Origin of the sequence: Streptomyces sp. NPDC007907 (assembly GCF_042959365.1) — a bacterium.
In the GTDB taxonomy this organism is placed as follows: Bacteria; Actinomycetota; Actinomycetes; order Streptomycetales; family Streptomycetaceae; genus Streptomyces; species Streptomyces indiaensis.
On record NZ_JBIBKR010000006.1, the window covers coordinates 267,323 to 283,438 of the forward strand.

Genomic DNA, 16,116 nt, shown 5'->3' on the forward strand with positions numbered 1-16,116 from the left:
GGCGCGAAACATCGCGGAGGGGGGCGGCCCATGGGCTGGTGGCAGATCAGCGCCGACACCCTGGCCGGGAGCCGGTTCGTGATCTCGCCGTTCGCCGAGGCGTTCGCGAGTCTGCGGCTGCTGCACGCGGCCGAGGCGGCGCATCCCGGCGAGCGGCGGTGGCTCGACGCGCATCTGCCGGCCTACCGACGGCGGCTGGCGGCGGATCCGGTGACCGCGCAGCTGGTCAGTGCCGGGATCGGGCGGGAGTGGACGGCGGACTTCCTCTCCCCTGCCCCGCGCGACGGGGAGACCTTCGAGCAGGGCGTCGCGCGGGTGCGGGCGGCCGAACCGGACGCGGCCCGCGCCGACCTCACCGTCTCCCTGCGCGGCCCGCTCCCGGCCCGGCTGCACCGCGACGACCTCCCGGAGCGTGCCGCGGACCTGCTGACGTACGTCTGGACCACGGCCGTGCTGCCCTCCTGGCCCCGGCGCCGGCGCATCCTGGAGGCCGATGTGGTCGCCCGGACCGCGCAGGTCAGCCGGGGCGGCTGGGCGAGTGCGCTGGACACGCTGCGCCCGGGGACGCAGTGGCTCGGCGAGAACCGGCTCCAGGTGAACGCGCACGAGTACCCGCCGCGCGAGCTGTCCGGCGCGGAGCTGGTGTTCGTGCCGATCACCACGCAGCGCATCGGCTGGGTGGCGTGGGAGGGGACGGACCGGTACGCGCTGGTCTATCCCTGTGCCGGGGCACTCGCCGACCCGGGCGGCAGGCCCGTGCCGGCGAGTCTCGGCGCGCTGCTCGGCACGGCCCGCGCCGGTGTGCTGGTCCGGCTGGGCTCACCCCTGAGCACCAGCCAGCTGGTCGCCGTGACCGGGCAGGGACTCGGGTCGGTGGGGCGGCATCTGCGGGTGCTGCTGGACGCCGGTCTCGTGGAGCGGCGGCGGGCGGGCCGGTCGGTGCTGTACTCGCGGACGGCGGCGGGGCAGGTGCTGGTGGAGGCCGCCGAGGCCCGGAACCGGCCCGGTCACCCGGCGGAGCTAGGGTCTGCTCATGACGACTAGCAACGGTTCCTCTCCCCTCGACGTCGAGATCGGTGCGCTGCAGGGCGGCCCGGCCGACCTGTCCCAGTACGCGGGCAAGGCGGTGCTCGTGGTGAACGTCGCCTCCAAGTGCGGTCTGACCCCGCAGTACACGGGCCTGGAGAAGCTGCACGAGCAGTACGCGGCGCGCGGCTTCACCGTCCTCGGCGTGCCCTGCAACCAGTTCCTGGGCCAGGAGCCCGGCAGCGCCGACGAGATCGCCGAGTTCTGCTCGGCGACGTACGGCGTGACCTTCCCGATGACCGAGAAGGTCGAGGTGAACGGCGAGGGCCGGCACCCGCTGTACGACCGTCTGACGGGCTTCGCGGACGCCGAGGGGCACAGCGGGGACATCCGCTGGAACTTCGAGAAGTTCCTCATCGGCCGGGACGGCCGGGTGGTCGCCCGGTTCTCGCCGCAGACCGAGCCGGACGCGGCGGAGGTCGTGGCGGCGATCGAGGCCCAGCTGTCCTGAGGCGGGCCGTCGGGGCGTTGACCTTGCCCCTGGGGCAGGCCCGAGTGTCCTCGTCGTCGGGCGGAAGAGCCGCCCGATGACGGAGGATGCCATGGTGGACGGACCGGAACGGAACCTGGAGCTGCTCACCATCGGGGCGTTCGCCGCTCGTGCCCGCCTGTCGCCGAAGGCCCTGCGGTTGTACGACCGGCTGGGCCTGCTGGCCCCGGCGCACGTCGACGGGGCGACCGGCTACCGCTACTACCGCGCCGGTCAGGTCGAACGGGCCCGGCTGGTGGCGATGCTGCGGCAGCTGGACATGCCGCTCGCCCGGATCGCCGAGGTGGTCGAGGCCGACGACGGGGCGGCGGCTGCCGCACTGCTCGGCGCGTACTGGGCGGACGTCGAGGCGCGGGTGGCGGGGCAGCGGACGCTCGCCGAGTACCTCCGTGGACGACTGTCGGGGAGGAGCTCCGAGATGTACGGGAAGTTCACGGTCGGGACGGTTCAGGTGCCCGCCCAGGTGGTGATCTCCGAGAAGCGGCACACGCTGGCGGACGAGCTGCCCGCGTGGATCGGGGCGGCGCTGGGCCGGCTGGAGGAGGCGGCCCGTGAGTGCGGGGGCGTGGCCGGGGTGCCGTACGTCGCCTATCACGCGGAAGTGTCGATGGAGAGCGACGGCCCGGCGGAGGCGTGCGTGCCGGTGGCCGACGAGGGAGCGGCCCGGGCCTGGGCCGAGCGGCACGGCAGGGCGTGGGAGACGGCGGTACGGGTGGAGCCGGCCCGGCGGCTGGCGTACACCAGGATCACCAAGGCGCAGGTGGCGCACCCTCAGATCCTGGCCGCGTTCGAGGCGGTGGAGGAGTGGATGGCGGCCCGGGGGCTGACGGCGACCGGGCCGTGCCGGGAGCTGTACTTCGCCGACTGGGAGGCCGCGGGGCCGGGGGACCCGGTGTGTGATGTGGCGTTCCCGGTGAGCTGATCTCCGGCGCGGGCACCTCCGGGCACAAGCGGAGCCCTCTCGGCAAGGACGGCGATGCTGGTCGAGAGGGCTCGGCCGGTGGTGCTTGTGGTGCCGGCGCTCGCGGGGTCAGGCCTTGACCGAGGCCACGAAGGCGTTCCACGCGTCGGCGGGAAATGCCAGCTTGGGGCCCTCGGGAATCTTGGTGTCCCCGAGCTCCAGGGCCTCGGCGACGGTCGACCTGACCATCACGCACGCGCCGTTGTTGTTGGTGTAGGAGGAGGTCGTCCACGTCTGCGTGGCGCCCAGACGAATTGCCATGTTCGCTCCGTTGCGAGTTGCGTTTACGCCAACCCGTGCTGGTGGTTGGCGTGATCGACGCTACTCGCCACCTTCATCGTTCGGAGCAGTCATTCACTCGACCGGATGGCATATTCCAGGGGAGACTTCCAGTCAGGCGTGTCAGGGGGTAGCATCCCGCGCTCGCCCGACGGAAGGTCATCCTCCGGTGGTCGGCTCAGCGCGCGTACTCCTTCGCCACGCGCTCGATGAGCTGCCGGGACTGGTCCACGTTCAGGGACTGGGCGCGCAGGTGCTCGTACATCACCGTGTACTTCTGCACGTCCAGCGGCTTCTCCAGGTACAGGTCGCTGGTGACGCCTTCGATGTAGACGACGCTGGAGTCGGCCGCGTCGGCGAACTCCAGGATCGAGTACTGGCCGTTGATGCCGGCGTGCGCGCCGACCTCGAACGGCAGCACCTGCACGGTGATGTGCGGCAGCTGCGACATCTCGATGAGGTGCTCCAGTTGTTCGCGCATCACCGGCCGGCTGCCGACGACCCGGTGCAGGGACGCCTCGTCCAGGACCACCCACAGGCGCAGCGGATCGGTGTCGGCGGTGATCCGGCCCTGCCGGCGCAGCCGGACCTCCACGCGCTTGTCGTTGTCCGCCTCGGACGCCTCGGGCGAGCCGCCGCGGATGATGGCCTCGGCGTACGCGCGGGTCTGCAGCAGGCCGGTGATGATCTGGGGCTCGTAGACCCGGAGCGACTCGGCGTCCGTCTCCAGGCCGATGTAGACGCTGTAGGGGATGTCCCCGAAGGCGTGCCACCAGCCCTGCTGGCGGGAGTCCTTGGCCATCTGCATGAGCGAGTCGACGATGCGCTGGTCCTCGACCTCGTAGACCCCGCACAGGTCGCGGACGTCGCGCTGGCTGATGCTGCGCCGGCCGTTCTCCAGCCGGCTGATCTTCGACTGCGACACCAGCAGCCGCTCGGCCACCTCTTCGGCCGTCATGCCCTTGAGCTCGCGGAGCCTGCGGAGCTCCTGGCCCAGCCGGCGCCGCCTGACGGTGGGATTGACATTGGACGCCACGGGACGTGCACCTCCGGCTGCGTGCCTCTACTTTGCGTATCTGCTGCTGAGCAGACTGCCACCAAGGTGCTTACTACCGCTGGGAAACGGTGGATATGCGACCGGTACACGCCAGTTCGGACACGGCACGCCGAGCGGGGCGGAGAGAGTGTGCGCTCTCTCCGCCCCGCTCGGACAGCGGCTCCCGTGACCGGGTTCGTGGGTCCCGTGGTGCGTGTGCCGGTCGTAGGCCGTGCGGGCGCGGCGCGGCTCAGTGGGCCACGGCGCGCGCCATGGATCCGTGGCGCGGTTGCATCGGAACGCCTCGGGCGGGCTCCGTTGCGGGCCTGGCTCCGCCGGCGGCCTGACGGCCGGACGGTGCCGGGCTGCGGCGCGGCTGGGCCGCGACGCCGTTCTGGACGTCCATCACCGCGTGCGCGACGAGACCGCCCATGGGGTCGTGCCTGATCAGGTCCCTGAGCCGGGAGCGAGAGGAACGTCCCTCGTTGCCCGGGTACAGGTGCTTGCCGAGGCCGACCGCGTGCGCGAGGGCGGCGAGTGCCGCGGTCCGCGGGTCCGGCGGGACGCCGGTGCGGATCGCGGAGTCCAGCCGGGCCCTGATCTCCCGGCTGATCTCGGTGTCCGTCGCCTGGTAGCGAGTCGTCGGCAGCACTCCGCACATCTGGCCGGCCACGGCGTGCACCATGCCGCACCGCTCCAGATGCGAGAGGTAGGTCTGGCGCAGCCCCAGTCGCGGCCCGCCAATCCAGTTCACTGCCCGCACGGGAGCGCCACGCCTTCGCAGCAACTCCAACGCGCAGTCCAACGTTGGATCTCCAGTCGGCCGTGGTGCCACCACGGCGATACGATCCCCGTCTGGGGCTATCCGTCCGGCCAGCGCCAGCTCCACTAGCTGTGCTCCGGCCAGACCGAGGTCGAGCGACTGCGGCTGTGCAGTGGTACCCGTGGTCGGGTCCAACGCCAGCAGCAGAAGCTCCTCCGGAAGTGTTCTGCGGCTCCTGCCCATCCATGCCTCCCCGCGTGGATGAAAGACAGGGTGACCCCTCTCACATTGGTCTGTCGAGGGTGCGTGACCGGTTCGTAGTGGAACCAGTAGGTATGTCGTTCTCGTCTACCGGATGGGTTTGGCCCGCACACAGGACACTGGTAGATGGTTCGGACAGCGCCGGAGCGGTGTCACGGGCGGCGGTTCACGGTTCGGTACGCGTACGCGGGGAGTGCGGCGCGAGGAGGAGGCATCGGTGGCGGGCGAGTCCCCCGACAGGTCGAAGCAGCGCGAGTCGTCGGCACGAAGGACGTCGGGGAGCGCGAGTCCGGTTCCGGAAGCCAGGAGCGAAGCCGCCGACCCGCGGCTCGCGGTGGCCCGGGACGCGGAGAAGTCCTCTGCGCGGGGCGGTGCCGATACGGCGACCCGCGTGTTTTCCACCCGGACGGCGGAGGAGCCGAAGAACACCGAACGGCCGGAGGCCGACGCGGACGCGGAGCGCACCGAGGACGGCGGGAGCGCCGAGAACTCCGAGAGCGGCTCGGGGGCCGAGGACGCGGCAGCCGGCGCGGGTTCCGGGAAGGGGCCCGACGCCGGGGGCGGTGACGGACGGCTGCGGGACGCCGTGGCCGCGTGGGTCGCGTCGGCGGACGATGAGCAGAAGGATGCCGCCGAGGCCGACGACGAGGCTCCTGAGGCCCGGAAGGCCTACGCGGGCGCCCGGGACGGGCAGTACGGGGCCGAGGGCTCCGGAGCGGACGCGGACGGCGAGGACGGCCGGGAAGCCGCAGGGCCGGCTTCCGAGGGCTCCGAAGCGGACCGGGCCGATGCCGGCGACGCCGAGGCGGACCGTTCCGCCGCGGCGGCCGACGGTGACGGCGAGGACGCCGACGCGAAGCGGAACGAGCGGACCGACGACGCCGAGACGGCGCCCGAGGTGGCCGACGCCGACGCCGAGGACGACACCCCGGCCGACGGCACCCCCAAGAGCGAGTCCGGCCCGGACAAGGCCCCGAAGGCCGCCGCTGCCGGGGTGAGCGGCAATACCGCGCCCAAGGCCGCCGACGCCGACGCCGACGACAACGCTGCCGAGCGGGCCGACGACAAGGGCAGTGCGCCGGCGGACCCGCGCGTCTCCGCCGGCGCCAAGGCCGCGCCCCGGGCCGCCGACGCCGAGACCGAGGCCGCCGCCGAGGACGACACGGACGACACCCCGGCCGGCGGACCCTCCGAGGACAAGCCCGGCTCGGACAAGGCCGCCAAGGCCACCGGCACCCCTGCGGACAAGCCGGGCACGGACAAGACCGGGAAGGCCGACGAGGCCACCGGCGCTGCTGCGGGCAAGTCCGGCTCCGGCAAGGACGCGAAAGCCGACGACGTTCCCGCCGAACCCCCCGTCGACCAGCCCACCGCCGTCTTCAAGGCGCTGCGGCCGCCGGTCGATCAGCCCACCACCATGCTGAAGCTCGGGGGTGCGGCCAAGGACCTCCCGAAGTCGGACCTCCCGAAGCCGGACGCCCGAAAGACCGGCGCCCCGAAGACCGACGCCCAGAGGCCGGACGCGCAGAAGACAGCCGCTCCGAAGAAGGACGGCCCCAAGGACGGCGCTTCGGAGCGGGACGCCGAGCGGACCAGCAAGTTCGTCGCGCTCAAGCACCCGGACGACCCGGCGACCAGGAAGCCGCCCGCCCCGCCGGAGGCCACCGCGCCCGTCCCCACCGTCGGCCCCGAGCGGACCACGCAGCAGCCGCTGCCGCCCAAGCCGCCGCTGGACCTGCTGGCCGAGCTGACGAACACCCCGCCGCCCCCGGAGACCCCCCTCCGCACGGCGGCCCGGCGGGTGAAGATCTGGACGCCGCTGGTGCTGCTGCTGGTGGTCGTCATCGCGGTCGTGCAGGCCGTGCGCCCGCTCCCCTCGCCCACCCTGGAACTCACCGCCGAGGACAGCTACACCTTCGAGGGCGGCAAGGTCGACATCCCCTGGCCCGCCGACGGCCAGGCCGCGCTCGACGTCCAGGGCATCGGCACGTTCGGGTCCTCCGGCGAGCAGAAGCCCGTCCCGATCGCGAGTGTCGCCAAGGTCATGACCGCCTACCTCATCCTGCGCGAGCACCCGCTCAAGAGCGGTGAGAAGGGCCCGAAGATCGGCATCGACCAGGCCGCCCAGGACCAGTCCGACGCCGGCCAGGAGTCCACCGTCGACGTCACCAAGGGCGACAGCATCACCGAGCGGGAGGCCCTGGAGAGCATCCTGATCGCGTCCGCGAACAACATCGCGCGGCTGCTCGCCCGCTGGGACGCCGGTTCCGAGAAGGCGTTCGTGCAGAAGATGAACGACGCCGCCGAGGACCTCGGCATGAAGAACACGACGTACACCGACCCCTCGGGCCTGAACAACACGACCGTCTCCACGGCCGTGGACCAGGTGAAGCTCGCCAGGGCCGCCATGCAGCAGCCCGCGTTCCGCGAGGTCGCGGCGATGATGTCGTACGTCGACTACAAGGGCACGAAGCACGACAACTGGAACCGCCTGGTCGGCTCCAACGACGTCACCGGCATCAAGACCGGCACCACCACCTCGGCGCTCGGCAACCTCGTCTTCGCGGCCAAGAAGGACGTCGACGGCGAGACGCACCGGATCATCGGCGCGGTGGTGCGCCAGCCCGCCGGCGGTCCGGACAACACGATCCTGGGCGCCGCACTGCACGAGGGCGACAAGCTGATCCGGGCGGCGCAGGGCGCGCTGGAGTCGGCGACGATCCTGAAGAAGGGTGACGTCGTCGGGTACGCCGACGACGGTCTCGGCGGCCGCACGCCGGTCGCCGTCACCGAGGACGTCACGGCCGTCGGCTGGGCGGGCCTGTCGGTCAAGCTGACGTTCGCCGGGGGTGACCTCCCGCACACGGCCAAGGCCGGTACCAAGGTGGGCACACTGACCGTCGGGGACGGAACCACCAGTGCCGTGAAGGTCCCGGTGGCCCTCCAGAAGGACCTGGCGGAGCCGGGCTTCGGAGCCAAGCTCACCCGTATCGGCTGACCCGGGGTACGACCCGCACCACCGCACCCCGCCGGTGACGGCCCGTCCGGGCGCCGTCCGGCGGGGTGCGTGCTAGCGTCCCGAATCGGGACATGCCGCCGCTCGCGCCGGCACGGCGGCGAAGCGAGAACAGAAGACGGGACACGGGGAGTGCCTTCGAGTGGCCACTGCGGAGCCGACACGCGCAGACGACGCCGAACCGGGCTCGGTATCAGGCCCGCGAATACGCCTGCCCGAAGCACCGGACGACAGCTCGTCGAACGCCGCGGGGCGTAACGCCACCGCGCGGGACGTCAGCGCACCCGCGGGCGGCTCACCCGAAGCCGGTCCGCCCGGAGCCGGTCCGTCCGAAGCAGGTCCGTCCGAAGCAGGCGCGGCCGAAGGCGGCGCGTCCGCGGAGCGCAAGGCCGGGTTCGAGTGGCCCGCCCCCGTGCTGGCGCTGCGCGAGCGCATGCTGCGGCACCCGGTGCTGTCCGTCACGGGACTCGCCGCGGCCCTGCACATCCTCTGGTTCTTCACGTTCGCGAACAGTGGTGGCGATCTGGCCGCGCAGGACGCGTGGGCCGAGTTCGTCGGCCGGCACCCGGACTCGGCGTACAACCTCGCCTGGTACGGCGGGATGCACCCGGTGTCGTACAGCGTGGTGTCGCCGTATCTGATGTCGGTGCTCGGCGTGCGCACCACGATGATGATCGCGGGGACGGTCTCGGCCGGTCTGCTGACCCTGCTCCTGCTGCGCAGCCGCTCGGTCCTCAACCCGCTGTGGGCGTCGCTGGCGGGCGTGTTCGGGCTGTTCTGCAACGCGGTGTCGGGGCGGGTGACGTTCGGTCTCGGCATGATGTTCGCGCTCGGCGCGGTCGCCGTCGTGTTCTGCTGGCCCTACCGGTGGCGGTACAAGCGCTGGGCGAAGGCGCTGAGCGCGGCGCCGCTGGCCGCGCTGGCGACCATGGCGTCGCCGGTCGCGGGCCTGTTCGTGGGCCTGGTGGCGGTGGCGCTGTTCCTGCAGAAGCGGCGTCCGGGCGCCTGGGCGCTGGGTCTCGCACCGACCGCCGTGGTGGCGGTGTCGGCGTGGCTGTTCCCGTTCTCGGGCACGCAGCCGATGGTGATCGGCTCGGTGCTGCTGCCGCTCGCGTTCTCCGTCCTGGCGTACGTGCTGGTGCCGCAGGAGTGGAAGACGGTCCGGCTCACGGCCGCGGTGTACGGCCTCGGGGTCGTGCTGGTGTGGCTGATCAGCTCCCAGATCGGGTCGAACATCACGCGGCTGGCGATGCTGTTCGCCGGGGTCGCGCTGGTCGCCGCGCTGCCGTTCACGGTGCCGCGCAGCCGCAAGTGGTACGCGGCCGTGGTGGCGCTGTGCGGTTTCGGGGTGTGGATCGGCTTCAAGACGGTCGACGACATCGTGCACACGGCCCCGGCGGCGTCCTGGTCGCGTGAGCTGGCTCCGCTCGTCAACGAACTGCAGGAGGTCGGCGCCGAGAAGGGCCGGGTCGAGGTGGTCCCGGCGCGTTCCCATCGCGAGGCGTCCGCGCTCGCCCCCTACGTCAACCTGGCCCGCGGCTGGAACCGGCAGGCGGACATGGAGCGCAACCCCCTCTTCTACGACGACACGCTCAACTCGGCGAACTACCACGAGTGGCTGAAGCGCTGGGCGGTGCACTACGTGGTGCTGCCGAAGGGCGAGCCGGACGGTGACGGGGGGCAGCGGGAGCGGGCGCTGGTGCGGCGCGGGCTGCCGTATCTGACCCAGATCTGGGGCGACGCCACCTGGCAGCTGTTCAAGGTGACCGCACCGACCCCGCTGGCCGAGCCGAACGCGGTGGTCGACCGGGCCGAGCAGGGGGAAATGACCCTCCAGGTGAAGAAGCCGGGCCGGATCCTGGTGCGCATCCCCTACTCGCCGTGGCTGAGCATCGTCGACGCGGAGGGCAAGAGCCTGAAGCCGCCGCAGGAGACCGAGGAGTCCAGGAACCGTCCCGACGACGAGCCGAAGACGTACGTGAACGTCAACGGCTGCCTCGCCGAGACGGAGGAGGACGCGCAGGGCGACAAGTGGACGGAGCTGCTGGCCCCGAAGGCCGGGACGTACCGGCTGGCGGCGCCGTACCAGCTCCCGCGGGGTACGCCGTGTCCGGAGGAGCTGCGCTGAGCCTCAGCGCAGCAGGTCCACGTACGTGTCCGTGCCGGGCACCGTCGGGATGAACGGGGCCACCAGCTCCACCCTGCCCAGGCCCGACTCGGCCACCGCCCGGTCGAGGCCGGTGAGGAAGGGCTCCCAGCACTCCCTCGGGTCGGTCTGGAGGAACCACAGGAGCGTCAGGCGGGTGTCGACGCCCTCGACCTGTTTGACGTACGTCATGCGGTCGCCGGGCAGGGGTGTGGGGCGGAAGACCGTCACCAGCGCGGCCGGGGAGCCGGCCAGGCGCCGGGGGAGGTGGCGGGTGCGCAGCCACGTGAGGAGCGGGTCGCGTTGCTCGGGGGTGTCCGCCTCGACGACCTGGAGGACCAGGCCCGCGTAAGGGTGGTCGAGGGCATGGACGTCGCGGGGTCCGGCCGCTCCGTCGCGGTACACCGTCGTCTCGTGGTCCTGGAACGCCGTCAGGACGTGCGTGCGGTCGTGGTAGACGCGGGCGTCCCGGTTGAGGCGCTTGTTGACGGCGACGGTCCAGCGCATGTGGTCGTCGTAGCGGCCGTCGGTGATCCAGTAGGTGGAGAGGTAGCAGCCGGCGGTGACGGGCTGGGCGATCGCCGACTTCTCGGGGTAGCGCAGCAGCTGGAGGTCCCGCGTCGCCACCCAGCGGCGGCCCGCCTGCATCCAGGGCATGGCCATCGCCCCGGCGTAGTAGTGGTCGTCCTCGTACCAGCGGTTGTACGCGTACTCGTGGCCGGGATGCGGCTCGACCATGGTGATGAGGGCGTGTCCGGGGTGGGTGCCGTAGGGGCCGACGGCGGCCAGTTCGGCGTACAGCTCGCTGCGGGTGTCCTCGCTCATGCCCTTCCCCTTCGTCGGTGACTGACCCATACTCTGACGCTCCGTCAGATCGAGCGCCAGGGGTCCGGTCCGGGGAGGTCCTGCCATGTCACTGCTCGCGGGGAAGACGGTCGTGGTGTCGGGGGTCGGGGCCGGGCTGGGCCGGCAGGTCGCGGCGGCGGTCGTACGGGACGGCGGGCGGGCCGTGCTCGGGGCCCGTACGGAGGCGAGTCTGGCGAAGACCGCCGTCGAGGTCGATCCCGGCGGGACGCAGACCGCGTACCGGGTCACGGACATCCGCGACGAGGCGCAGTGCGAGGCGCTGGCGGGGCTGGCGCGGGAGCGGTTCGGGGGGATCGACGCGGTGGTCCACGTGGCCGCGCTCGACGGCTACTTCGGCGGGCTGGAGGACGCCGACTTCGAGTCCTGGCGGAAGGTGCTGGACGTGAACCTGCTGGGCACGCTGCGGATGACCCGGGCCTGCCTGCCGTCGCTCCGGCAGGGCGGCGGGTCGGTGGTGTTCATCGGGACGCAGTCGGCGGTGGCTGCTCCCTCGCAGGTGCGGCAGGCGGCGTACGCGGCGTCGAAGGGGGCGCTGACGAGTGCGATGTACTCGCTGGCCCGGGAGCTCGGGCCGCACCGGATCCGGGTGAACACGGTGCTGCCCGGCTGGATGTGGGGGCCGCCGGTGCAGGCGTATGTGCAGTTCGCGGCCCAGTCGGAGGGCGTGCCCGAGGAGGCCGTCCTGGAGCGGCTGACCGAGCGGATGGCGCTGCCGGAGCTGGCCACGGACGCGGACGTGGCCGATGCGGCGGTGTTCCTGGCGTCGGACCGGGCGCGGTCGATCACCGGACAGTCACTGCTGGTCAACGCCGGGGAGCTGATGCGCTGAGTTCACATGCGTGAACCAAGGCCATCACATCGAACATCTTTACCTCCCTTTGACCTCACCCTCACTTGTCGTGTTCACGCGGCAGCGCCCACGATGAGCGCCGGGCCGACCCCTGGGAGGGCGCACATGAACGGTCTCGACTGGGCCGTGCTCATCGGCTACTTCGCCGTGATGGTCGCGATCGGGGTCTGGTCGCACAAGCGCGTCGACAACGTCAGCGACTTCTTCACCGCCGGCGGCAAGATGCCGTGGTGGCTGTCCGGCATCTCGCACCACATGTCGGGCTACAGCGCGGTGATGTTCACCGGGTACGCGGGCATCGCCTACACCTACGGCGTCACGTCGTTCGTCACCTGGTCCTTCCCCATCGCCCTCGGCATCGCCATCGGGTCGAAGCTGTTCGCGCCGCGCATCAACCGGCTGCGCTCCCGGCTCCACGTGGCCTCTCCGCTGGAGTACCTGAAGAACCGCTACGACCTGAAGACGCAGCAGGCACTGGCCTGGTCCGGGATGCTGCTGAAGATCGTGGACGTCGGCGCCAAGTGGGCGGCCATCGCCACCCTGCTGTCCGTCTTCACCGGCATCTCCCTCAACCAGGGCATCCTCATCACCGGCGGCATCACGGCGGTCTACTGCACGATCGGCGGACTCTGGGCGGACGCGCTGACCGAACTCGGCCAGTTCATCATCCAGTTGCTGGCCGGCGTCGCCATGTTCGTGGCGGTCTTCGTACGCCTCGACGACCACGGCGGCTTCTTCGGCGTCTGGGACTCGCCGGAGCTCCAGGGCCACGAGAAACCGCTGGTCGGACCGTACGGCACGGTGTTCCTGCTGGCGTTCCTCTTCATCAAGCTCTTCGAGTACAACGGCGGCATGCTCAACCAGGCGCAGCGCTACATGGCCACGCCCGACGCCAAGGAGGCCGAGCGCTCCGCGCGCCTCTCGGCGATCCTCTGGCTGGTCTGGCCGCTGGTGCTGTTCTTCCCCATGTGGATGTCGCCGCTGCTGGTCGAGTCGCAGAAGCAGGACGGCTCGGACTCCTACGCCCTGATGACCGAACAGCTGCTGCCGCACGGCCTGTTGGGCCTGGTCGTCGTCGGCTTCTTCTCGCACACCATGGCCATGTGCTCCTCCGACGCCAACGCCATCGCGGCCGTCTTCACCCGGGACTGCGCGCCGGTGATCTGGGCGCGGGCCCGGGCGTGGAACCAGAGCCAGGGCCTGCGGGTCGCCCGGATCGCCACGGTCGTCTTCCTCGGCCTGTCCATGGCGGCGGCGACCCAGGTCGACTCCCCCGCGTTCAAGGACATCATCACGGTGGTCATCAAGTGGGTGGCCGGCCTGATGGGCCCGATGGCGATACCCATGATGCTGGGCCTGCTGCGCGCGTTCCGCCGCTCCGGCCCCACGGCGGCCCTGGTCAGCTGGTCGATGGGCCTGCTCGCGTTCTGGCTGGTGAACTACCCGGTCAACTGGAACGTCGAGGGCGGCGTGCCGCTCCAGTACCAGGTGTCGATCCCGCTGGCGGTGTCGCTGGTGCTGTACGTCCTGGTCGGCTACCTCAAGCCGGAGGACACCCCCGGACGTCTCGCACTCATCGAGAAGATCAACACGGACGGGGACGGGACAGCGGCGGCCGCCGTGCCGGCGCCGCCGGGCGGTGTGGAGGACACCGCCGTGCGCACGACCGTGAAGGACTAGCGGCGGCACGGCCGCGACGACGTACGCCCTCCGCCCGAACGGGCTTAGGGCGTACGGCTGTTCAGTCGTCCTCGTCCAGTGCGCCGGTGACCTTGCGCAGGTCGACGAACTTGAAGTCGGTGTTGTCCCGGACCTCTCCGTGCGCGTCCGTCTCGACCGGGGTGTTGTGCCCGTCCTGCGCGACGAGCAGGCCGTTCGGGTAGCGGGAGCCGAGGGGGGCGTTCAGAACCGCGGCGCCATCGCACTCCTGGGAGCCGTCGACGGCCCCGGCGGTGATCCGGAAGCCGCCCTCGTACTCGTTGTCGTCGGACACCTCGCGGTCGTAAGCGGCGAAGGTGTCGTCACCCTGGCTGGAGGCGAGCAGGTAACCGTCACCGCCGCCCTCGTCGAGGATGGTGAGGCCCTCGACGTCGGCGGACAGGTGCGTGCCGCCGTAGCCGGGGTCGGCGCCCGCGACGCACTCCTCGGTCGCCTCGTCGTAGGTGGCGGGGACGCCGTACTCCCGGACCTTGTCGATCAGCTTCGGCTTGCCGGTGAGGTCGGCGGGCAGCCGCCAGATGCCGACGTCCTCCTGGCCGGCGTAGAGCACCTTGGCGGCCGGGGCCACGACCATGCCCTCGACCTGCGGGAGATCGCCGGGGTCGGCGCAAGGAGTCCAGGACGTGCCGTTCGGGAGCATGAAGGAGGCGGGCAGGTCGTAGGTGCGCACCTGCCGGTAGGTGACCGCTCCCGCGGCGGTGGTCCGCAGCTCCAGCAGGGCGAGCCGCGTGCGGCTGCGCCGGCTGACCACGGCGTAGGAGCGGCCGGTGGCCTTGTCCTTCCAGGTGGCCAGGCCGTAGGGGGTGGCCTGGTCCTCCACCTCGTCCTGGGACTTGGAGAAGACGAGCGGGGCGTCGGGGTCGGTGACGTCGGTCAGCGGCCGGGTGGCCCCCGGGGTGATGCGGTAGATCCGCAGGTGGTCGCGGCCGCGGTCGGTGACGACGGCGACGTCGGCGCGACCGGTCGGCAACGGGAACCCGGAGATCAGGTCCACGTTGTTGAAGCGGCCAGGCTTGGCGTCGGGGGTGGGCGCGGACGGCGCCGGGATCGACTGCACCTCCTCGCCGGCCAGGTCGTACACGCGCAGGCCGCCCTCCTTGGCGGTGGTGATCACCAGGCTGGCGTCGGGGTCGGCCGCGTTGCGCCAGATCGCCGGGTCGTCGGCGTCGGCGTTGCCACCGGCGTCGTCGCCGTACAAGGCCGGGGTCTCGGTGGTGGCGGTCACCTCCGGGAGTCCGGGGCCGGCGGCCCGGGCCGGGGTGGGCAGAACCGCCATGGCCGTCAGGATCGCGGCGATCGCGGCCGTCTGTGTCCCGCGCAGGTTGCGCACAGTGCCTCCACGAAGGGGGATGAACGGACGAGGCCCGGTGGAGCAGCAGCGGGAAAGTGAACCCGCGTCGGGCCGTGCAGATCCTGTGGACCGAAAGTGACCGGACGACCACGGTATGGTGACGTGCCCATGCCACGGGAGTGAGCAATGGGAAGGGGCGCGCCCCTACACGGCCCTCGGGTAGCGGGCCAGCCAGCCGGGCGACGATCCGCCCGGGCCGTGCAGGGCCGGGCCCTGGGTCATCTCCATCGCGAAGTCGTCGGCCAGCTCCAGCATCGTGGGACGGCCTTCCAGCTCGGCCAGCCAGGCCGGAGGGAGGGCCGTCTCGCCGTGCAGGGCACCGAGCAGGCCGCCCGTCAGCGCGGCGGTGGCGGCGGACGGGCCGTCCTGGTTCACGGCCAGGCACAGTCCGTGCCGGACGTCGGCCGCGACCAGCGCGCAGTACACGGCGGCGGCGACGAGCCCCTCGGCCGTACCCGCCCCGCTCAGCTCGGCCACCCGCTCCGGGCCGGGCATGCCCTGCCGCACGGCGCCCAGCGCGTGCTGCAGCGCGTCCGACACGGGCTGGTGCCCCGGCCGGGCGGCCAGCAGCGCGAGGGTCCGCTGCACGGCGGCGTCGATGCTCTCGCCCAGGGCCAGCGCATGCACGAGCACGGCGTACGCGCCCGCCGCGAGGGAGGCCGTGGGATGGCCGTGGGTCTGCGCGGCGCACTCGACGGCGAGCTGGGCGACCAGCTGCGGCTCCCAGCCCACCAGCAGCCCGAAGGGGGCGGACCGGGCCGCGGGTTCGGGCCCGGCCTCGCCCGGGTTCTTGGGCGCCTCGGGCGTCCCCATGGTCTCGTCGCCGAGTCCCAGCAGCAGGGCGCGGCTCGGGTCCCGCCGCGCGTACAGCCATTCCTCCCGCGCCAGCCAGCCGTCTTCCTTGCGGCGCTCGTCGGGCCCCCAGTCGCGCTGGGTCGCGGCCCAGCGCAGATACGCCCGGTGCAGGTCGGTAGGCGGGTGCCAGGCGCCGGTGTCCCGTCTGACCTGGGCCCGGATAAGCCCGTCGACGGAGAACAGGGTGAGCTGTGTGAGGTGCGTGACGGCGCCGCGTCTGCCGTAGGCGGGGGCCAGGTCCACCAGGCCCTCCGCCCCGTGCGCCTCCCGAATCCCCTGCATGGTCAGCCCGTCGACCGGCGTCCCGAGGGCGTCCCCCACGGCCACGCCGAGCAGGGTCCCCCGCACCCGGCTGCGGAAGTCCTGCTGCTCCGTACGGCCCCAGACGGCGCCGGCAGTCGCACCCACCTCGACCTCCCTGGGACCGTCCACACGT

General features: G+C 72.0%; 13 protein-coding genes. 7 read left to right on the forward strand and 6 right to left on the reverse strand.

Annotated elements, in window-relative coordinates:
• The first annotated feature begins 30 nt into the window (after positions 1–30).
• The 3 genes from ACFZDI_RS25665 (at position 31) to ACFZDI_RS25675 (ending at position 2,498) form a co-directional block, all read left to right on the forward strand.
• On the forward strand, positions 31–1,044 hold the full coding sequence (locus tag ACFZDI_RS25665) for an ArsR family transcriptional regulator (protein ID WP_391253526.1): 1,014 nt from the start codon (positions 31–33) through the stop codon (positions 1,042–1,044).
• Entirely contained in the window at positions 1,034–1,537 is a 504-nt protein-coding gene (locus ACFZDI_RS25670; protein ID WP_391253528.1) for a glutathione peroxidase, read from the forward strand. Before ACFZDI_RS25665 ends, ACFZDI_RS25670 begins: the two co-directional genes overlap by 11 nt.
• A 76-nt stretch (positions 1,538–1,613) precedes the next feature.
• Positions 1,614–2,498 carry a MerR family transcriptional regulator gene (locus ACFZDI_RS25675; RefSeq protein WP_391253530.1) on the forward strand — a complete coding sequence of 295 codons (885 nt, stop codon included), beginning with the start codon at positions 1,614–1,616 and terminating at the stop codon, positions 2,496–2,498.
• 108 nt (positions 2,499–2,606) lie between these two features.
• Here the strand turns inward: ACFZDI_RS25675 and ACFZDI_RS25680 are convergent, their stop codons facing one another.
• From ACFZDI_RS25680 to ACFZDI_RS25690, 3 genes are all read right to left on the reverse strand, one after another.
• Positions 2,607–2,798: a DUF397 domain-containing protein gene (locus tag ACFZDI_RS25680; RefSeq protein ID WP_234850670.1), complete on the reverse strand. Its 192-nt coding sequence runs from the start codon at positions 2,796–2,798 to the stop codon at positions 2,607–2,609.
• A gap of 196 nt (positions 2,799–2,994) precedes the next feature.
• Positions 2,995–3,852: a helix-turn-helix transcriptional regulator gene (locus tag ACFZDI_RS25685; protein ID WP_361123017.1), complete on the reverse strand. Its 858-nt coding sequence runs from the start codon at positions 3,850–3,852 to the stop codon at positions 2,995–2,997.
• 250 nt (positions 3,853–4,102) lie between these two features.
• Entirely contained in the window at positions 4,103–4,858 is a 756-nt protein-coding gene (locus ACFZDI_RS25690) for a GPP34 family phosphoprotein (protein WP_234850672.1), read from the reverse strand.
• Between the two features lie 235 nt (positions 4,859–5,093).
• Between ACFZDI_RS25690 and ACFZDI_RS25695 the strand changes: the two genes are divergently transcribed.
• Together ACFZDI_RS25695 and ACFZDI_RS25700 are read left to right on the forward strand one after the other, a co-directional pair.
• Positions 5,094–7,874, forward strand: a complete 2,781-nt coding sequence (locus ACFZDI_RS25695; protein WP_391253533.1) for a D-alanyl-D-alanine carboxypeptidase — start codon at positions 5,094–5,096, stop codon at positions 7,872–7,874.
• A gap of 160 nt (positions 7,875–8,034) precedes the next feature.
• The gene (locus ACFZDI_RS25700; RefSeq protein WP_391253535.1) at positions 8,035–10,020 is read left to right on the forward strand and encodes an MFS transporter; all 1,986 of its coding nucleotides are present in this window, start codon (positions 8,035–8,037) and stop codon (positions 10,018–10,020) included.
• A 3-nt stretch (positions 10,021–10,023) separates the two neighbouring features.
• On the opposite strand, the gene ACFZDI_RS25705 is transcribed toward ACFZDI_RS25700, so the two are convergent.
• Positions 10,024–10,863 carry a hypothetical protein gene (locus tag ACFZDI_RS25705; protein WP_391253537.1) on the reverse strand — a complete coding sequence of 280 codons (840 nt, stop codon included), beginning with the start codon at positions 10,861–10,863 and terminating at the stop codon, positions 10,024–10,026.
• Positions 10,864–10,948: 85 nt separating this feature from the next.
• Here ACFZDI_RS25705 and ACFZDI_RS25710 point away from each other — a divergent pair, with 85 nt between their 5' ends.
• Together ACFZDI_RS25710 and ACFZDI_RS25715 are read left to right on the forward strand one after the other, a co-directional pair.
• Positions 10,949–11,734, forward strand: a complete 786-nt coding sequence (locus tag ACFZDI_RS25710; RefSeq protein WP_391253539.1) for an SDR family oxidoreductase — start codon at positions 10,949–10,951, stop codon at positions 11,732–11,734.
• Between the two features lie 126 nt (positions 11,735–11,860).
• Positions 11,861–13,435 (forward strand): sodium:solute symporter family protein, encoded by a 1,575-nt coding sequence (locus ACFZDI_RS25715; protein WP_391253541.1) that lies wholly within the window; start codon positions 11,861–11,863, stop codon positions 13,433–13,435.
• A 61-nt stretch (positions 13,436–13,496) separates the two neighbouring features.
• Here the strand turns inward: ACFZDI_RS25715 and ACFZDI_RS25720 are convergent, their stop codons facing one another.
• Entirely contained in the window at positions 13,497–14,795 is a 1,299-nt protein-coding gene (locus tag ACFZDI_RS25720) for a phytase (RefSeq protein ID WP_391253895.1), read from the reverse strand.
• A 174-nt stretch (positions 14,796–14,969) separates the two neighbouring features.
• Positions 14,970–16,088 carry an ADP-ribosylglycohydrolase family protein gene (locus ACFZDI_RS25725; protein WP_391253543.1) on the reverse strand — a complete coding sequence of 373 codons (1,119 nt, stop codon included), beginning with the start codon at positions 16,086–16,088 and terminating at the stop codon, positions 14,970–14,972.
• Between the last annotated feature and the right edge of the window lie 28 nt (positions 16,089–16,116).